18 protein-coding genes are annotated in these 17,051 nt (G+C 73.2%); 16 read left to right on the plus strand and 2 right to left on the minus strand.

Annotation, left to right across the window (positions count from 1 at the left end; all coding sequences use genetic code 11):
* Positions 1-1,673 precede the first annotated feature (1,673 nt).
* The 9 genes from idi (at position 1,674) to DEU31_RS10435 (ending at position 8,610) form a co-directional block, all read left to right on the plus strand.
* Positions 1,674-2,255, plus strand: a complete 582-nt coding sequence (gene idi, locus DEU31_RS10395; protein WP_234695674.1) for an isopentenyl-diphosphate Delta-isomerase — start codon at positions 1,674-1,676, stop codon at positions 2,253-2,255.
* Complete coding sequence (locus DEU31_RS10400; RefSeq protein ID WP_010550686.1) at positions 2,252-3,424, plus strand: polyprenyl synthetase family protein; 1,173 nt, start codon at positions 2,252-2,254, stop codon at positions 3,422-3,424. Before idi ends, DEU31_RS10400 begins: the two co-directional genes overlap by 4 nt.
* Positions 3,421-3,609 (plus strand): hypothetical protein, encoded by a 189-nt coding sequence (locus tag DEU31_RS10405; RefSeq protein ID WP_133677060.1) that lies wholly within the window; start codon positions 3,421-3,423, stop codon positions 3,607-3,609. Before DEU31_RS10400 ends, DEU31_RS10405 begins: the two co-directional genes overlap by 4 nt.
* On the plus strand, positions 3,606-4,490 hold the full coding sequence (locus DEU31_RS10410) for a tryptophan-rich sensory protein (RefSeq protein ID WP_133677061.1): 885 nt from the start codon (positions 3,606-3,608) through the stop codon (positions 4,488-4,490). Before DEU31_RS10405 ends, DEU31_RS10410 begins: the two co-directional genes overlap by 4 nt.
* Positions 4,487-5,365: a squalene/phytoene synthase family protein gene (locus DEU31_RS10415; protein WP_133677062.1), complete on the plus strand. Its 879-nt coding sequence runs from the start codon at positions 4,487-4,489 to the stop codon at positions 5,363-5,365. Before DEU31_RS10410 ends, DEU31_RS10415 begins: the two co-directional genes overlap by 4 nt.
* A 107-nt stretch (positions 5,366-5,472) precedes the next feature.
* Positions 5,473-7,077, plus strand: coding sequence for a phytoene desaturase family protein (crtI, locus tag DEU31_RS10420; protein WP_166649470.1), 1,605 nt, complete (start codon positions 5,473-5,475; stop codon positions 7,075-7,077).
* The gene (locus tag DEU31_RS10425) at positions 7,074-7,421 is read left to right on the plus strand and encodes a lycopene cyclase domain-containing protein (RefSeq protein ID WP_010550691.1); all 348 of its coding nucleotides are present in this window, start codon (positions 7,074-7,076) and stop codon (positions 7,419-7,421) included. Before crtI ends, DEU31_RS10425 begins: the two co-directional genes overlap by 4 nt.
* Positions 7,418-7,726: a lycopene cyclase domain-containing protein gene (locus DEU31_RS10430; RefSeq protein ID WP_133677064.1), complete on the plus strand. Its 309-nt coding sequence runs from the start codon at positions 7,418-7,420 to the stop codon at positions 7,724-7,726. Before DEU31_RS10425 ends, DEU31_RS10430 begins: the two co-directional genes overlap by 4 nt.
* Positions 7,723-8,610, plus strand: coding sequence for a prenyltransferase (locus tag DEU31_RS10435; protein WP_133677065.1), 888 nt, complete (start codon positions 7,723-7,725; stop codon positions 8,608-8,610). Before DEU31_RS10430 ends, DEU31_RS10435 begins: the two co-directional genes overlap by 4 nt.
* A gap of 64 nt (positions 8,611-8,674) precedes the next feature.
* Here the strand turns inward: DEU31_RS10435 and DEU31_RS10440 are convergent, their stop codons facing one another.
* Positions 8,675-10,129, minus strand: a complete 1,455-nt coding sequence (locus DEU31_RS10440; RefSeq protein WP_133677066.1) for a nucleoside transporter C-terminal domain-containing protein — start codon at positions 10,127-10,129, stop codon at positions 8,675-8,677.
* A 79-nt stretch (positions 10,130-10,208) separates the two neighbouring features.
* On the opposite strand from DEU31_RS10440, the gene DEU31_RS10445 reads away from it, so the two are divergent.
* The 7 genes from DEU31_RS10445 (at position 10,209) to DEU31_RS10475 (ending at position 16,055) form a co-directional block, all read left to right on the plus strand.
* A complete protein-coding gene (locus DEU31_RS10445) occupies positions 10,209-10,673 on the plus strand; it encodes a MarR family transcriptional regulator (protein ID WP_133677067.1) in 465 nt (154 codons plus the stop codon).
* An 81-nt stretch (positions 10,674-10,754) separates the two neighbouring features.
* Entirely contained in the window at positions 10,755-11,897 is a 1,143-nt protein-coding gene (locus tag DEU31_RS10450) for an iron ABC transporter permease (RefSeq protein WP_133677068.1), read from the plus strand.
* A 27-nt stretch (positions 11,898-11,924) separates the two neighbouring features.
* On the plus strand, positions 11,925-13,046 hold the full coding sequence (locus DEU31_RS10455) for an ABC transporter substrate-binding protein (protein ID WP_166649471.1): 1,122 nt from the start codon (positions 11,925-11,927) through the stop codon (positions 13,044-13,046).
* Positions 13,043-13,855: an ABC transporter ATP-binding protein gene (locus tag DEU31_RS10460; protein ID WP_133677069.1), complete on the plus strand. Its 813-nt coding sequence runs from the start codon at positions 13,043-13,045 to the stop codon at positions 13,853-13,855. The genes DEU31_RS10455 and DEU31_RS10460 overlap by 4 nt, the downstream gene beginning before the upstream one ends.
* An 83-nt stretch (positions 13,856-13,938) precedes the next feature.
* Positions 13,939-14,673 carry a class I SAM-dependent methyltransferase gene (locus DEU31_RS10465; RefSeq protein ID WP_133677070.1) on the plus strand — a complete coding sequence of 245 codons (735 nt, stop codon included), beginning with the start codon at positions 13,939-13,941 and terminating at the stop codon, positions 14,671-14,673.
* 79 nt (positions 14,674-14,752) lie between these two features.
* Positions 14,753-15,100, plus strand: coding sequence for a PadR family transcriptional regulator (locus tag DEU31_RS10470; protein ID WP_010550700.1), 348 nt, complete (start codon positions 14,753-14,755; stop codon positions 15,098-15,100).
* A gap of 1 nt (position 15,101) precedes the next feature.
* Positions 15,102-16,055: a permease prefix domain 1-containing protein gene (locus tag DEU31_RS10475; RefSeq protein WP_133677071.1), complete on the plus strand. Its 954-nt coding sequence runs from the start codon at positions 15,102-15,104 to the stop codon at positions 16,053-16,055.
* A gap of 42 nt (positions 16,056-16,097) precedes the next feature.
* Here DEU31_RS10475 and DEU31_RS10480 read toward each other — a convergent pair whose 3' ends face one another.
* On the minus strand, positions 16,098-16,832 hold the full coding sequence (locus tag DEU31_RS10480) for a hypothetical protein (protein ID WP_133677072.1): 735 nt from the start codon (positions 16,830-16,832) through the stop codon (positions 16,098-16,100).
* Positions 16,833-17,051 lie beyond the last annotated feature (219 nt).

Below are 17,051 nucleotides of genomic sequence, written 5' to 3' on the forward strand. Positions count from 1 at the left end.
GCACGCCGCCAGCGTTCGTCCTGAGCCAGGATCAAACTCTCCATGAAAATCATGAAAAACTATAAACCTGACAAAATAAACAAACAACCAGCATTAACTGCTGTATCATCCGTTATAATCTGCCATTCAAAATAATGGCATCGATAAACAGACACGCTATTGAGATATCAAGCAACACGCGCACTCAGCGTTCCGAACCTTTTCAAGCTCTTCGCCCTGAGGCAACCCGTCTAACTTAGGACTTCCGCTCCCCCGAGTCAAATCGCTGCGGTGTGATCCGCGCCGCGATCCTCTTCCGAGAACCTTCCGCCCCAGGTCAGGACCAGTTCCAACCTCTCGACCATGGGCCGATCCGCTGTCCCGATCTCCTGGGCACGAGGAAGAACATTACGGGGGTTCCGAGACCCCGTCAAGCCAGAACGACCCTTTTCGGGGTGGCCTCGACCACATTGCCCAGAACGCCCTGCGGAAGTCTCCTCCTGTGCCTCGGTCGCGGCCTCCGAGGCGGCCCCGGTGCTCCCAGGAGTTCTTCGTGAATGCTGCGCAGGGCATCCCCGGTGCCGGCGCCCCTCGGACCGTTGGCGTCCACGTTGCCCGTCTGCTCGTACCGCTGCGCCAGCCTCCTGATCCCGGCGTCGTGCCGCTCCGGCGTTCGTCCTGGAACGAGCCAGAGCCCTTCCGGCTCGGTGCTCGGCCAGGGGCTCGATGCCGTTGCGCTCCCCCAGATGCCTGACAGCCCACCGCCCCGTGACCCCGCATCGCATCCTGCGACTGCCGACCGCTTCGCTCCCCTGCTCGCCGGATGCTCTCGGTCCTCGTCCTCTCGCACGGCCCTCGGGTCGGCATGACGAACGTGTCCCTCTGCGCCCATGTCATGCTGCTACGGGCCGGGGTGCGCGAACCGCGCGCCCCTCCCTCTGCTCGTCGGCCCGTGCGATCAGCTCCTCCGTGGCGAGTGTCCGCGCACGGGGCACCAGCTTTCCGAAGGCAGGAGTCGTCGTCGGCCTCCGTGCCCGCACGGGCTGCGGTCCATGACCGTCCCGCATCGGAGCGGATCGTGACCCACCCGTGAGTCACCCCTTTGACATGGCCAGATCACGCGATCCCGCACTCTTCACCCCCGCTGCGACGTCATCGCTGCCCGCATCCCCTGCTGCAACAGCTGTCAGCTGGTTCCCGCGGGGTTCCCCCTTTACACGCTGTGGCCGCCCCGCACGGCGGGCGGCGCGGTCACCGAGGCCCCACGCGGAGCCCCGCAACGCAGCGCCCAGCACCACCCGCACATCCCTGCTCCGCATGCCGCGCAGCACTCGCGGCACGGTGACTCCTCTCCTCCGCAGGATCTCGAACAACGCAGTGCAGCCCCGCCGCACGGCAGGTCGCGGAGGAGAAACGATCGGCCGCACCCCTCTGGACGAGGGCGTCGGCCTCCCCGGCTCAGGCTGCGGCCCATCCCGGGCTCGGTCTCCACCGACACCGGAACGATCCTCGCCCGCCCCGAGGGCGCCGCCCCGCGAGCCGGCGAGGGGGTGCTGGGCTTCCTGGGCTCCATCAGCAGGTTCGCCCGCATGCTCTTCGGGTCGGTGACATTGCCGCACTATGCTCTGGGCGGATGCTAGGGTCGAAGTCGATAGCCTGGCTACGTACGTCACGACGGACAACGGGAGGTCGCCGTGATCGGCACCGCTGCGACACGAACGGCCGGGACGGCCGACGAGGACCATGTGATCCTGCTGGACTCCGACGGCTCCCCCCGCGGGCTGGCCCCCCGCGCCACCGTCCATTCCATCGACACACCGCTCCATCTGGCCTTCTCCTGCCACCTGGTGCGCGAGGACGGGGCCGTGCTGCTGACGCGCCGGGCGCTCTCGAAGCGCACCTGGCCCGGAGTGTGGACGAACGCGTTCTGCGGCCACCCACGCCAGGGTGAGTCCCTCGAGGAGGCGATCTCCCGCCATGCCGCCGGTGAACTCGGTCTCCAGGTGCGGGAGGTGCGGCCGGCCCTGCCCGACTTCCGGTATCGCGCCGTCGACGCCTCCGGCATCGTCGAGAACGAGATATGCCCCGTCTTCACCGCGATCCCCCAGGGCGAGCCCGTGCCCTCACCCGAGGAGGTCATGGATCTGCGGTGGGTGACAGCGGACGAGCTCGCCGCGCTCGCACGCCTGGCGCCGTGGACGCTCAGCCCCTGGGCCGTCGCGCAGCTCGAGCAGCTGGGCGACCGGCTCGGACGTCTTCCGGCAGAAACCTCATGAGCATCCCCTGCCCTCCTGGCGTCGACCACGAGATCAGACGTCTCCTGCGTCGCGGCACCGCGCTCGGGGGCGCAGTGGCCTCCGCGGACCACCATCTGCTGTGGAACGCGCTCGGCGAGGCCACCGAGGGCGGCAGGAGATTCCGGCCCGCCCTCCTGCTGGCCACCCACGACTCCCTGGGAGGCTCGCGGCACGAGGCCGCGATCCAGGTCGCGGCGGCGGTCGAGATCCTGCACACGGCTTTCGTGGTCCAGGACGACGTGATCGACGGCGACCAGATGCGGCGCGGCGCCCCGAGCCTCCCCGCCTCCGTGGCCGCGCAAGTGCGCCGCGGGGGTGCCACCGCGCACACCGCACGCCGGGTCGGCGATGCTGCCGGGATCCTCGCAGGCGACCTCGGCCTGATCACGGCCCTGCGCGCGGTGGCCGGATGCTCGGCGCCTGCCCCCGTGGTCGCCGCTCTCCTGGACCTGATGGAGAGCTCGCTGCACGCCTCGGCCGCCGGGGAGATCGCCGATGTGCAGCTGCCGCTCCGGCCCGCCGAGCGGCCGGAGACGCTGCAGGAGGCGCTGACGGTCGCCGAGCTGAAGACGGCGGTGTACTCCTTCCAGCTCCCCCTCCACGCCGCCGGACTGCTCGCCGACGCGTCGCCGGACCGTCTCGAGGCGCTCGACGCGATCGGTGCTCTGCTCGGCATCGGCTTCCAGCTGGTCGACGATCTCCTCGGCGTCTTCGGCGACGAGGAGCGCACCGGCAAGAGCGCGCTGGGGGACCTGCGGGAGGGCAAGCGGACCGCCCTCGTCGCCCACGCCGCGACCACGGCTCACTGGTCGCAGCTGAGAACGCTGCTGGGGCGCGAGGACCTCACCGACGAGGAGGCGCGCAGCGCCCGTGACCTGCTCGCCGCGAGCGGATCGCGCGTCTGGGTCGAAGAGCTCGCCCTATGGCATCTGTCCAGCGCAGTCGACGCCGCTGCACGCCACGACCTCCCGCCCGCGTTCAGCGAGGCTCTCGCTGCCACCATCGCGGAGATCCACGCCGGCCTCGAGCTGCTGCTGCCGTCGGACGTGTCGGGAGGAGAGCCGACCGGGCCCGATCCCGTCGCGGCCGCCTGCTCGCAGAGCGCCGCCGCACAGCGTGACGCCGCCTCGCAGCGAGCCAGCGCATGAACGGCTCCGCCGGTCCCGACGCCCCGCTGGTGCTCGTCACCGGCGCGAGCGGGTACATCGGCGGCCGACTCATGCCGGCGGCGACTGAAGCCACCGCGGTGTCAGCCGGGACCGGGGCCCCCGCGCCCTCCCGCGCAGGGCCCGGCGCCGCTCCACCCACCGTCGACGACGAGGAGTCCGCATGACCGCCGCGAGCACCCCCGACCATTCGGCCGCCGCGCATCGCCGCCGGGAGGGCCGACGGCGCACCGGCCCCCGCCCGCTGGGCCGGCACCTCGCGGTGACCCTGGCCTTCCTGCTCGCGATGGCGGGCACGGCCGTGGGTGTCGGCGCCTTCGGCGGAGCACCGATCGACGAGGCCGCTGGCGGCCTGCTCTCCGCCGACGCGACCCACCTCGCTCCCGCGACCCCCGCCTTCCGGATCTGGTCGGTGATCTACCTGGGGCTCGGCGCGTACACGCTGTGGCAGTGGTGGGACCGGCACGACCACCGCGGGATCGCCGGCCTCACGATCGCCTCGCTGCTGCTGAACGCCGCCTGGATCCTCGTTGTCCAGGCCGGAGCGGTCGCGCTGAGCGTGCTGGTGATCTTGGTGCTGCTGATCGTGCTCGGCGCTCTGTTCCGTCGTCTCACGGCCAGCCCTCCTGCCGGGGCGGTCGAGCGGGTCGTCGTCGACGGCACCTTCGGGCTGTATCTGGGCTGGGTGAGCGTCGCGACCTGTGCGAACATCGCGGCGGCGCTCAAAGGCGCGGGCTTCTCGGGCTTCGGGGCTCCCGAGGTCCTCGCCGTGATGGTGCTGCTCGCGGTGGCCGTGGTCGGCGTGGCGCTGACCTGGGCCGGTCGCCGCCCGGTCGCCGCGCCCGCGGCGGTGGTCTGGGGTCTGCTCTGGATCGCGGTCGGCCGCGCGATCGAGGCGCCCTCGTCGCCGGTGGTCGCGACCGCCGCGGCGACTGTCGCCGCGGTGATCGTCCTGGCGACCCTGTTCGCCGTGCTGCGGCCGCCCCGGCGCCTCGAGGACGGGCACGGTCCCGCCGGGGTGCGGCCCTCCGACGGTGGTGCGCGATGAGCGCGCAGCGCCTCGCCCCGGACGCGCTGACCCTCTACGACCGGGTCGCGCAGCGCAGCGCCGGCTGCGTGATCGCCGGCTACTCGACCTCTTTCGGCTGGGCGACGCGCCTGCTCGAGGAACCCGTGCGCACCCATGTTCGCAGCCTGTACGCCCTGGTCCGCCTGGCCGACGAGATCGTCGACGACCCCGACTCGGGCCTCGACCCGGCCGCCAGGGCACGCGCCCTCGAGGAGCTCGCCGCCGAGACCGCCCGCGCGGTCGGCGGCACCCGCTCCACCAACCTCGTCGTGCAGGCCTTCGCCATCACCGCACGCCGCCACGGCATCGGCCCGGAGCTCATCGACCCCTTCTTCGGCTCGATGCGCGCGGACCTCACCGTCACCGCCCACGACCCTGAGAGCCTCGCGCAGTACGTGCACGGGTCGGCCGAGGTGGTGGGCCTCATGTGCCTGCGAGTCTTCGTCGACGGTGACGAGGCGGCAGCTGCGCGCCTGGCCCCCGCGGCGAGCGCGCTCGGCGCCGCCTTCCAGAAGGTGAACTTCCTGCGCGACCTCGCCGAGGATCACGACGGCCTGGGCCGCGACTACGTCCCCGGGGTGGACGTGGACCGCCTCGACGACGCGCAGCGGGACCTGCTGCTCGACGACATCGACGCCGACCTCGCCCGCGCCGCGACCGCGCTGCCCCATCTCCCCTCCTCGAGCCGCGCCGCTGTCACCGCCGCGCACGGCCTCTACTCGGCGCTCTCTCGTCGACTGCGCCGCACCCCCGCGGCCCGGATCCGCCGCGCCCGCGTGCGGGTGCCGGAGTCGGAGAAGGCCCTCGTCATCGCCCGCGCCCTGCTCGCGGCGCGCCGTGGAGCGGCCCGATGAACCGGCGGACGACGAATCCCGGCACCGGGTCACCACCCCGAGCCGCCGCCTCCGGGTCGCCGGCGGATGGATCCCGCCGAGCGCCCGACGGGTCCCGCCCGTCGGCCGTGATCATTGGTGGCGGCATCTCGGGCCTGGCCACCGCGGCGCTGCTCGCCCGGGACGGCCACGAAGTGGACCTGATCGAGGCGCGGGAAGAGCTCGGCGGCCGCGCCGGCAGCTGGGAGCGCGACGGGTTCCGTTTCGACACCGGCCCCTCCTGGTACCTCATGCCCGAGGTGTTCGACCACTTCCTGCGCCTGCTGGGCACCTCCGCCGCGCAGGAGCTCGACCTGCGCCCTCTCGACCCGGCGTATCGCGTCCTGTGCGAGGGGTACGAGGAGCCGTTGGACCTGAGCGCCTCCGCCGCCCGCAATGCCGACCTGTTCGAGCGGATCGAGCCCGGGGCGGGGCTGGGCCTGGCCCGCTATCTCGACTCCGCCGCGAGCACCTACGACATGGCTCTCGAGCGCTTCCTGTACACCTCGTTCACCTCGCCGCGGTCGCTGCTCCACCCCGCCGTGCTCGCCCGCGGCCCGCAGCTGCTGCGCCTGCTGGCCGAGCCGCTGGACCGCTTCGTCGCGCGCCGTTTCCGCGACCCCCGCCTGCGACAGGTGCTCGGCTACCCGGCTGTCTTCCTCGGCTCCTCCCCGGACCGCACTCCGAGCATGTACCACCTGATGAGCGCCCTGGACCTCACCGGCGGGGTGCAGTACCCCCAGGGCGGCTTCACCGAGCTCGTCGACGTCATCGCGCGGCTCGCGGTCCGTCACGGCGCACGCCTGCACACCGGCACCCGAGCCACCCGGGTCCTCACCGAGGACCACCGCGGCGGGCGCCAGCGCGGTGCGCACCTCGGCGGAGGGCCGGGCCGCCGCGCCGCGGCCCGCGGGGTCGAGATCCGCACGGCCGAGGGGGAGGTGCGCGAGCTGCGCGCCGACGTGGTCGTCGCGACCGCCGACCTCCACCACGTCGAGACCGAACTGCTGCCGCGGCGCCTTCAGACCTATCCCGCCTCCTGGTGGAGCCGCCGCACTCCCGGCCCCGGCGCGGTACTGGTGCTGCTGGGCGTGCGCGGGGCCCTGCCCGAGCTCGCCCATCACACGCTGCTGTTCACCCGGGACTGGGACGAGAACTTCGGGGCTCTGCGGGAGGGGCGGGTCCCCTCGCCCGCCTCGAGCTACGTGTGCCGTCCCTCCGCGACGGATCCGTCGGTCGCCCCGCCCGGTCACGAGAACCTCTTCGTGCTGGTCCCCGTCCCGGCCGACGCGTCGCTGGGCCGCGGCGGCGTGGACGGCAGCGGTGATCCCGCGATCGAGGAGATCGCGGAGGAGGCGATCGCACGCCTGGCCGCGGAGGCCGGGATCCCCGATCTCGCAGAGCGGATCGTGGTGCGCCGCACGATCGGCCCTGGGGAGTTCGCGGAGGACCTCGGCGCCTGGTCCGGGAGCATGCTCGGGCCCGCCCACACCCTGCGCCAGAGCGCCTTCTTCCGGGCCCGCAACGCCTCGCGGCGGGTGGAGGGGCTGCTGTACGCGGGCTCGAGCACGCTGCCCGGGATCGGACTGCCGATGTGCCTGATCAGCGCCGAGCTGGTCGCGAAGCGACTGCGCGGCGACCGCTCCTCGTCCCCGCTGCCGGAATCCGAGCGCGTCGTGGGGGCGCGAGAATGAGCGGGATCGTGTACCTGCTGTGCCTGCTGACCGCGCTGGCCTGCATGGTGCTGCTGGACCGGCGCTTCCGCCTCGCCCTGTGGCAGGCCCCGCGCCGCGCGGCGACGGTGCTCCTCGCCGGGGTCGCATTGTTCCTGGCCTGGGACCTCGCGGCGATCGCGGCGGGCCACTACCGGATGGGAGACAGCGCTCTGATGAGCGGCATCGAGCTCGGGCCGGAGCTGCCGCTCGAGGAGCTCGTGTTCCTCGTCTTCCTCTGCTATGTCACGCTCGTGGTGCGGGGGCTGGTGGATCTGCTGCTGGGTCGACGACGGCAGTCCCCCGCCCGACGGGAGGAATCATGAGCTACGCCGCCCTGGCCGGGCTCTTCCTGCTCCCCGTGCTGCTGGTGACGGTGCTGGCCGCCGTGCGCTGCCGCCCCGGGCCGCGCTGGTGGCTGACCACCGCTGTGACGATCACGGTGCTGCTGGTGCTCACGGTCGTGTTCGACTCGCTGATGATCGCGGCGGACCTGTTCCGCTACGCCGAGGAGGACCTGCTGGGCGTGCGGATCCTGCTCACCCCGCTCGAGGACCTCGCCTGGCCGCTCGCGGCAGGGCTCCTGCTGCCCTCGCTGTGGCTGATGCTGACCCCCGAGGAGGAGCGATGAGCGCCCTGTCCACCCCGACCCCGGGCACGCTGCCCCAGCTGTTGGGCACCTCTCGCCCCCTGAGCTGGATCAACACCGCCTACCCCTTCGCCGCCGCCTACCTGCTGGCCGGCGGGGGCGTCGACGCGGCGCTGCTGGTGGGCACGGTGTTCTTCCTCGTCCCGTACAACCTGCTGATGTACGGGGTGAACGACGTCTTCGACCACGAGTCCGACCTGCGCAATCCCCGCAAGGGCGGGGTGGAGGGGATCGTGCTGGACCGGCGCGTCCACCGCACGACCCTGTGGGCGGCGGGCCTCGGCTCGCTGCCCTTCGTCGCGGCGCTGCTGGTGCTGGGCGGTCTCGCCTCCGGGGCGGTGCTGCTGGTGGTGCTCGCCGCAGTGGTGGGGTACTCCGCGCCCGGGATCCGGCTCAAGGAGCGACCGGGGCTGGACTCGCTGACCTCGGCGGTCCACTTCGTGGGACCGGCGGCGTTCGGCCTGGTGCTGGCCGGTGGCCCGGTGGGCGCGACGGCCGTCGCCGCGCTGTCGGCGTTCCTGCTGTGGGGCATGGCCTCGCACGCCCTCGGCGCGGTGCAGGACATCCGCCCGGATCGCGAGGCGGGGATCGGCTCGATCGCGACCGTCCTGGGTGCGACGCGCACGGTGCGCCTGGTGCTGTGCCTCTACGCTGCGGCCGGCGTGCTGATGATGGTCACGGGGTGGCCAGCAGCGCTCGCGGGGCTGCTGGTGCTGCCGTATCTCGCGAGCGCCTGGCCCTTCCGCTCCCTGTCCGATGCCGACTCGGAGCGCGCCCACGCCGCCTGGCGCCGCTTCCTGCGCCTGAACCTGCTCAGCGGCTTCCTGCTCACGCAGCTCCTGCTCGTGATCGCGCTGACCGGCTGAGCCGAGGCGGGGACGGCGTCGGCGTCGGCGTCGGAACAGCATCGACGCCGACGGCCGACGGCGATCAGCCGAGCATGATCCCCGCGATCGTGGCGCTCATCAGGTTCGCGAGCGTGCCCGCGAGGATCGCCTTCAGGCCGAGCTGCGCGATCTCGGGGCGACGCTCGGGGGCGAGTCCGCCGAGCCCGCCCAGCAGGATCCCCAGCGAGGAGAGGTTCGCGAAGCCGGTGAGCGCGAAGCTCGTGATCGCGGCGGTCTTGGGGCTGAAGGTGTCGATCTCGGGACCGAAGCCGGCGAAGGCCACGAACTCGTTGACCACGATCTTCTGCCCCACGAAGCTGCCCGAGGCGACGGCCTCGTCCAGCGGCACCCCGATCATCACCATGATCGGCGCGAACACCCAGCCCAGGATCTGCTGGAATGTGAGGTCGTCGGCGCCGAACCAGCCGCCGACCGTGCCGATCAGCAGGTTGATCAGCGCGATCAGGGAGATGAAGGCGAGCAGCATCGCGCCCACGGTCAGGGCGAGCCGCAGCCCGTCGGCCGCTCCGCCGGCGGCGGCGTCGATGACGTTGCTGTAGGAGAGGGTGTCCTCCTCGTCGTCGTCCTCCGCCGACGTCGCGGCCGACGAGCTGCCCCCGGTGGGGGCGGGCGGATCGGACGTCGCGGCGGCGCCGGAGCGCGCGGCGGAGTCGACGGCGGTCGCGGAGATCGGCGCGGTCCCGTCGGCCGCGGCAGTGCCGGCCCCCGCAGCGGTGTCGCCGGCTGCGGCGGTCCCGTCGGCCGACGGCGCCATGCCCTTGCCCTTCCTGCGGGTCGTCGCGGCCACCAGCTCGGCCTCGCGGGCGACGGCCTCGGGATCGTCCTCGGGCAGGAGGATCTTGGCCATGAGCAGGGCGCCGGGAGCGGCCATGAAGCTCGCGGCGATCAGGTACTCGAGCGGGGCGCCGAGCAGGGAGTAGCCCACCAGCACGGAGCCAGCGACGGTGGAGAGACCGCCCACCATCACCGCGAACAGGCCCGAGCGGGAGAGTCTGCTGAGATAGGGGCGGATGACCAGGGGCGCCTCGGTCTGCCCCAGGAAGATGTTCGCGGCCGTGTTCACGGACTCGCCGTAGCCGGTGCCGAGCAGCTTGCCGAGGGCGCCGCCGAGCAGCTGGACGATCCACGGCAGGATCCGCCAGTGGTAGAGCACCGCGGTGAGCGAGGCGAAGAAGATGATCACCGGCAGCACCTGCAGCGCGAAGATCGTCCCTTCGCCCTCGGCCGGCAGCAGCCCGCCGAAGAGGAAGGAGATGCCCTCGGAGGAGGTGTCGATGACCGCCTGGAATCCGGCGCTCACCTGCTGCAGCGCCCATCGGCCGGGGCCCCAGTACAGGACGATCACCCCCAGCAGGAGCTGCAGCGCGAAGGCTCCCGCGACGGTGCGCGGGCGGATGGCACGGCGGTTGCTGGACAGGGCGAAGGCGATGAGCAGGAGGCCTGCCATCCCTCCGATGCCCCAGAGGACGTCGAGCATCGCAGCACCTCGCAGAGAGTCGGGGACAGGGGCGCGGTCGACGGCGACAGTGTAGGGGGCGACCGGTACCGTGTCCGCCATGACCCCCGGCCGCCCCGCCCACGTGAGGACCTCCTCCGAGGCCCTCGACGACGAGCAGCTGGTCGAGGAGCTGCGCAGCCTGCTCGCCGAAGAGGACGGCTTCGGCGAGCTCGCCGCGCGCATGGCGCTGCTGGCCGACGAGCGTCGCCTGCGGATCCTGTTCTGCCTGCACGCCCATCCCCTGATCCGCAGCTCGGACCTCGCCCGGGCGATCGGGGCGCACGAGTCCACCACCTCCCACGCCCTCGCACTGCTGCGGGAGGCCGGGTGGGTGCACGCCGTGCGGACCGGGCGCGTGGTGCGCTACGAGCTCGCGAGCGGCTTCGCCCACGACCTGCTGCACGAGCTCGGCTCCGAGCACCTCGACGACGTCGACCACCCGCACCACCACGCACACGACGGGCACCACGCGCACGGCGGACCGAGCGCGGACGAGGGCTCCGGTCGGCGCCCCGACGCCTGACACCGCACACCGCTCGGCGAGCCCGGGCAACCGCGGGCACGGCCCGCCCGGCCAAACGGCGATACTTGTAGGCTCGTGCAAGTGACGTCCTCTGCCCCTGCCTCGGCGACCCCGGCCAGCGCCCCGGCCGGCACCGCGCCGGCCGGCCGGCCCGCGACCGGCCCCTCCCCCGACGCGCTCGGGGTCCGCTCGCGAGCCCGACGCTCCGCGCTGCTCCTCGCCGTGCTCGCCGTCGCGAGCCTGGCGAGCATCGTGCTGTGCGTCGGGATCGGCCCGGTGCCGATCCCGGCGGGGACGACCGTGCAGGTCATCGCGCACCACCTGGGGCTGCCCGCCCCGGCGGCCCGGGAGGCCTCGGTCGACTCGATCGTCTGGGACGTGCGCGTGCCGCGAGTGCTGATGGGGGCCGCCGTCGGCGCCTGCCTCGCTCTCTCCGGCGCGGCGCTGCAGGCGATGGTCCGCAACATGCTCGCCGACCCGTACATCCTCGGCGTCTCCGGCGGCGCCTCCACCGGGGCCGCGGCCGCGATCCTCTTCGGCGTCGGCGCAGCACTGGGCGACTACGCCCAGTCGGCGCTCGCCTTCCTCGGCGCGCTCGGCGCGGCCCTGCTGGTGTTCCTCATCGCCCGAGCCGGCGGCCGAGTCACCTCGCTGCGCCTGCTGCTCTCCGGCGTCGCCGTCGGCTACGCGCTCACGGCGCTGACGAACCTTCTGATCTTCTCCTCCGACTCCGCCGAGGGCTCCCGCTCGGTGATGTTCTGGATGCTCGGCTCGCTGTCCCTGGCCCGCTGGAACGCCTTCCTGTGGGTCGCGCTCGTCGCGGCGGTGCTCGGCGCGATCGTGCTCCTCGCGGGCGCCCGCGTGCTCGATGCGCTCAGCGCCGGCGACGAGATCGCCCACGGCCTCGGGATCCACCCCGACCGCGCCCGCGTCGGCTTCCTGCTGGTCGTCTCGCTGTGCACCGCCGCCGCGGTCGCGGGGGCCGGCTCGATCGGCTTCGTGGGGCTGGTGATCCCGCATCTCGCCCGCCGTCTCGTCGGCGCCCGCCACCGCGTGCAGATCCCCGCCTCCGCCCTGCTGGGCGGGCTGTTCCTGCTCTGGGCCGATGCCTTCGCGCGCGTGGTCATGCAGCCGCGGGAGCTGCCGATCGGCGTGCTCACCGCCGCGATCGGCGCCCCCTTCCTGCTGATCCTCGTGCGCCGGCTCCACGCCCGGCAGCGCTGACCCCTCTCCCCCGCTCGAAGGAGCACGATGCCTCGCACGTCCCTCCCCCAGGCCGACGCCCTCGGGTCCGACGCGATCGGATCCGAGGCGGCGGAGCCCGGCTCCACCGGGCCCGTCGGCCACGGCCCCACGCCCGCGCCGCTGCGCCGCCGCACCCTGGTGGCGGGTCTCGTCGGCGCCGTCGGCCTGACCGCCGCCTGCGGCTCCTCGGAGGGGAGCACAGCCGACGGGGACTCCGACGGCGGCGGCTCGGCCGAGGGCTTCCCGCTCGAGCTCGCCAACTGCGAGGCGACGCTGACCTTCGACGCGCCGCCCGAGCGGATCGTGCTGCTGGAGTCGGCGCCGGTGACGACGCTGGACGGCATCGGGGTGCTGGACCGGGTGGTCTCGCGAGCCGGCGCCTTCCCGCCCGGCTACTACGACGAGGACCTCGCCGCACGCATCGAGGCGATCCCGACGCTCAGCGACGAGATCGACGCCTCCGGCCATCTGCAGATCTCCCAGGAGATGGTGATCGCACAGGAGCCCGACATCGTCTTCGGCCTGCCCGACGGCGTCACCCGCGAGGCGATGGCCGACGCCGGGGCGCAGGTGGTGGTGCAGAACATCTACTGCGCGACCGGCGGGCACCGCTCGAGCTTCGAGACGCTGCACGAGCAGATCGACGCCTACGGGCGGATCTTCGACCACGGCGAGCAGGCCGAGCAGCTCTCCACCTCCCTGCAGGAGCGGATCGACGCCGCCTCCGAGTCCGCGAAGGACCTCGCCACCGCCACCGCCGCGGTGCTCTACCCCTCCGTCGGCGGCGGCCCGCTCTACACCTACGGCGCAGCGTCCATGGTGACCGCGCAGCTGGACGCGCTCGGGATCGAGAACGTCTTCGCCGACACCGAGGAGCGCGTGTTCGAGATCAGCGCGGAGCCGCTGCTGGCCGCCGACCCGGACGTCCTCATCGTGCTCCACCAGACCGATGGCGACGGCTCAGACGTGGCCGAGGAGATGATCTCGCAGGATCAGCTGGGCAGCCTCCGCGCCGTGCAGGACCAAGCGCTGCTGCCGCTGCTGTTCAACTTCGCCGAGCCCGCCTCCCCGCTGGTCGTCGACGGGCTCGAGCGGATCCACGAGTGGCTCGTGGAGCTCGAGAGATGAGCGGGCCGGTGCTCGCCGCACCCGTGCTGTCCGCGCACGGGCTGCGCCACTCCTACGGCGCCTCGCCCGTGCTCGACGGGATCGATCTCGAGGTGCACGACGGGGAGATGCTCGGCCTCGTCGGCCCCAACGGCAGCGGGAAGACCACCGCGCTGCGGATCCTGCACCGCTCCCTCGTGCCGGAGGCCGGGAAGGTGCTGCTGGACGGCCGCGACCTCGCCGAGCTGCCTGGCCGCGAGCGCGCCCGGTCGATCGCGGTCATGGCGCAGGAGCTCAGCGGCGAGGTGCCCCTGACCGTCGCCGATGTGGTGCTGCTGGGCAGGATCCCCCACTCCGGCGCCTTCGGCGGGACCGGCGGCGAGGACCTCGAGATCGCGACCGATGCCCTGGAGAGCGCCGGCGCCCTGCATCTGGCACGACGGGACTTCGGCCTGCTCTCCGGCGGCGAGAAGCAGCGGGTGCTGATCGCCCGCGCCCTCGCCCAGCAGCCCCGTGTGCTCCTGATGGACGAGCCGACGAACCACCTCGACATCGGCTCCCAGCACCACGTGCTCGAGGTGGTGCGTGCTCGGGGTCTCGCGACCGTGGTGGTGCTGCACGACCTGAACCTCGCCTCCCGCTACTGCGACCGCGTGGCCGTGCTGGACGGGGGCCGGGTGCGCGCCGAGGGCCCGCCCGCCGAGGCGCTCGAGGTGGGGCTCGTCGGCGCGACCTACGCCGTCGCCGCCGAGCGGGCCCTCGCCGCCGACGGCACCACCCAGTTCCTCTTCCGCGGCCCGGACGACGCCGCGACCGCCGGCCTCGATTGACCCGTCGACCCCGTCGACCCGACGACCACCGCCCTGGCGCCCCCGGTGCCGCAACTGCCCCGACCATCCCTGGAGCCGCCCCGATGACCCGCACCGCCGCCGAGGACCAACGGGCCTGGAACCGCTACTGGACCCGCTGGGCCGCCGAGTACGACGAGCACCAGCTCTCGCGGCTCTCCCTGCCCGGCGAGCGCGAGGCCTGGTCGCGGGCCTTCGACGCCGCGCTGCCGCCCGGCTCGCGCGAGGTGCTCGACCTCGGCACGGGCAGCGGCAACGTCGCCCTCCTCCTCGCGGCCGACGGCTACGACGTCACCGGCATCGACCTCTCCCCCGGCATGCTCGCGCAGGCGCGGGCGAAGCTCGAGAGCCATCCGCACCCTCCGACCTTCCTGGAGGCCGACGCCGCGGATCCGCCGTTCCCGCACCGCAGCATGGACGCGATCGTCTCCCGCTATCTGCTGTGGACGCTGCGGGACGCCCCGACGGCGCTGCGGCGCTGGCACGAGCTGCTGCGCCCGGGCGGCGCGCTGGTCGCGATCGACGGGCAGTGGTTCGAGCCCGAGGACGACGGGGGTGCGCCGCCCGCGACCCCGCGCCAGGAGCATTTCGCCGAGGCCTACGACGCGCAGGCCGTGGACCAGCTCGCCTTCGCCCGCGCCGGGGTGGAGCGGATCTGCGCGGCCTGGGAGGAGGCGGGCTTCGTCGACGTGCGCGCCGACCCGCTGCCGGAGCTGCTCGAGCTCGACCGCGTCCACGGCGTCGCCCCGGGACACTCCCCACAGCTGCTGCATCGCTTCTCCGCGCGCCGCGCAGGCTGAGCACCGCTCACGCCCTTCCGGACCTCGGACGACATTATCCCCTAGCCAACACTGTGTCTCACACACTATGGTGTGGGGCATGAGCGATGCTGTCGACACCCACCTGCAGGAGCTGCGACGCGGCACGGTCGTGCTCGCCTGCCTGCAGCTGCTGCGCGAGCCCGGCTACGGCTACGCGCTGCTCGAACGGCTGGACTCCCACGGCCTGCCCACCGATGCGAACACCCTCTACCCGCTGCTGCGGCGCCTCGAGAAGCAGGGCTTCCTCACCAGCGAGTGGAACACCGAGGAGTCCCGGCCGCGGAAGTTCTACTCCACCTCAGCCGACGGGATCCGCCTGGCCGAGACCCTCCAGCAGGAGTGGCGTGCTCTGACCGAGTCGCTCTCCTCCCTCACCGAGCCCGACCCCGCGCACGAGGAGTCCTGACATGTCCGCCACCCTGACCGAGCGCTACATCAGCGCCACCATCCGCTCCCTCCCCGCCGAGTCCCAGGAGGACGTGCGCGCCGAGCTCGCCGCCTCCATCGCGGATGCCGTCGAGGCCCGCACCGAACAGGGCGAGGACCCTGAGGCCGCCGAGCGCGAGGTCCTCACCGGCCTCGGCGACCCCGCGGTGCTCGCCGCCGGCTACGCCGACCGACCCCTGCACCTGCTGGGGCCGCGCCACTACCTCACCTGGCGACGCCTGCTGATCCTGCTGCTGTGGATCGTCCCGGCCTGCGCCTTCGTCGGCGTGGGCCTGTCCCAGGCGCTGATCGGTGCCGACGGCGGGACCATCATCGGCCAGGCGATCTCGACCGCGCTCACCGCGGCCGTGCACGTGGCCTTCTGGACCACGCTCGTGTTCGTGATCCTCGAGCGCACCGGCGCGGACACCGCCGAGACGTGGAGCGTGGAGGACCTGCCCGAGCCGAAGGAGTCCGGCACCGGCCGCGCCGACCTGATCGCCTCCCTCGTGTTCCTCGGGCTCGTGCTCGCCGCGCTCGGCTGGGACCGGCTGATCGGGCTGGTCCGCGTCGAGGGCGACTGGCTGCCGGCCCTGCACCCGGGGCTGTCGCCGCTGTGGACGCTGCTGCTGGTCGCGATCGTCCTGGCCGAGATGGTCCACGCGATCGTGCTGCACGCAAGGGGCCGCTGGAACACGGGTCTCGCCGTGGCGAACACCGTCCTCGCGCTCCTCTTCGCGGGCTGGGCGCTGGCCCTCTTCGCGAACGACCTGCTGCTGAGCCCGGACCTGCTCGAGCTGGGCCGCACCGTCGGCGACATCGACGCGCAGTCCATGCACACCCTCGGCGTGATCCTGGTGGTCTCGATCCTCGCGGTCGCCGCCTGGGACGTGGCCGACGGCTGGCTCAAGACGCTCCGCGACCGGCGCCGCTGAACGGCAGGCCGACCGTCGCCGGCCCGCTCCGCCCGCCGGGGATCAGTCCGCCTGCGGACGATCGAGGCAGACCACGTGGAGGGAGTCCGGGGACCAGCAGTGCCCGCCCGCGGTCCCCGGCACGCCGTGGAGACGGGCGAGATCGCGCCCTCCCGACCCGTCCACCGCACACAGGCGCAGGAGCGGGTCGGCACCGCCTGCACCCTCCTCCCCGGGCGGTCGGCTGACGTAGGCGACCAGCCGACCGTCCGGGGAGACCTGCGGGAAGCGGTTCACGCGCTCGTCGTGGGTGAGCTGCTCGATCCCGGTGCCGTCGGGTCGCATGCGGAACAGCTGCGAATGCCCCGGCGCGGCGGGGTCGCTCTCCGCGTCGAAGACGGCCCAGCCGCCGCCGTGCGCGGCGCCCGGCGGGTCAGGGGCCGCTCCGGGATCGCGACCGCGGTCGGCCGGAGCGGCCGGGACTGCTCCGGCGCCGGGGACGCGGACGACCCGCGGGGGGATCCAGGTGCCGTCCGCGAGCCGGCACGCGCCGACGCGGGTGAGGACGACCTCGTCGAGCCTGCCCCCTGCGGCCCCGGTCGCTCCGTCGACGGGGTCCGCCGGGGCCGGGGCGGGGCCGAGCCGCTGCGGCTCCCCTCCCCCGACGGGGATGCCCCACTGCGCACCGCCTGCGCTCACGATCAGCGTCTCTCCCCCGTCGGGCCAGCTCACGGACTCGAGGAGCAGCTCGGAGGACTCGTGGACGACGGTGGCGCGGCCGGTCTCGACGTCGAGCACCCGGAGCCGGGAGCGTCGGCCCGGAACGCGGGACGAGGGGACCGGGTGTCGCGCCTCATGGCCGGGCCTCGCCGGGCCATGCGTCGACGCCATGCCGTCCGAGCCATCAGCCATGGCGCCTCCGTCGTCGTCGAGCCTGAAGGCCCGCATGCTATGCCCGGCCCCGGGGACGAGAGCAGGGATCCGACCGGTCGGACCGGCGGGGCGATCACCGCTCGG

The organism is Brachybacterium sp. AG952 (genome assembly GCF_004362645.1).
Taxonomy (GTDB): domain Bacteria; phylum Actinomycetota; class Actinomycetes; order Actinomycetales; family Dermabacteraceae; genus Brachybacterium; species Brachybacterium conglomeratum.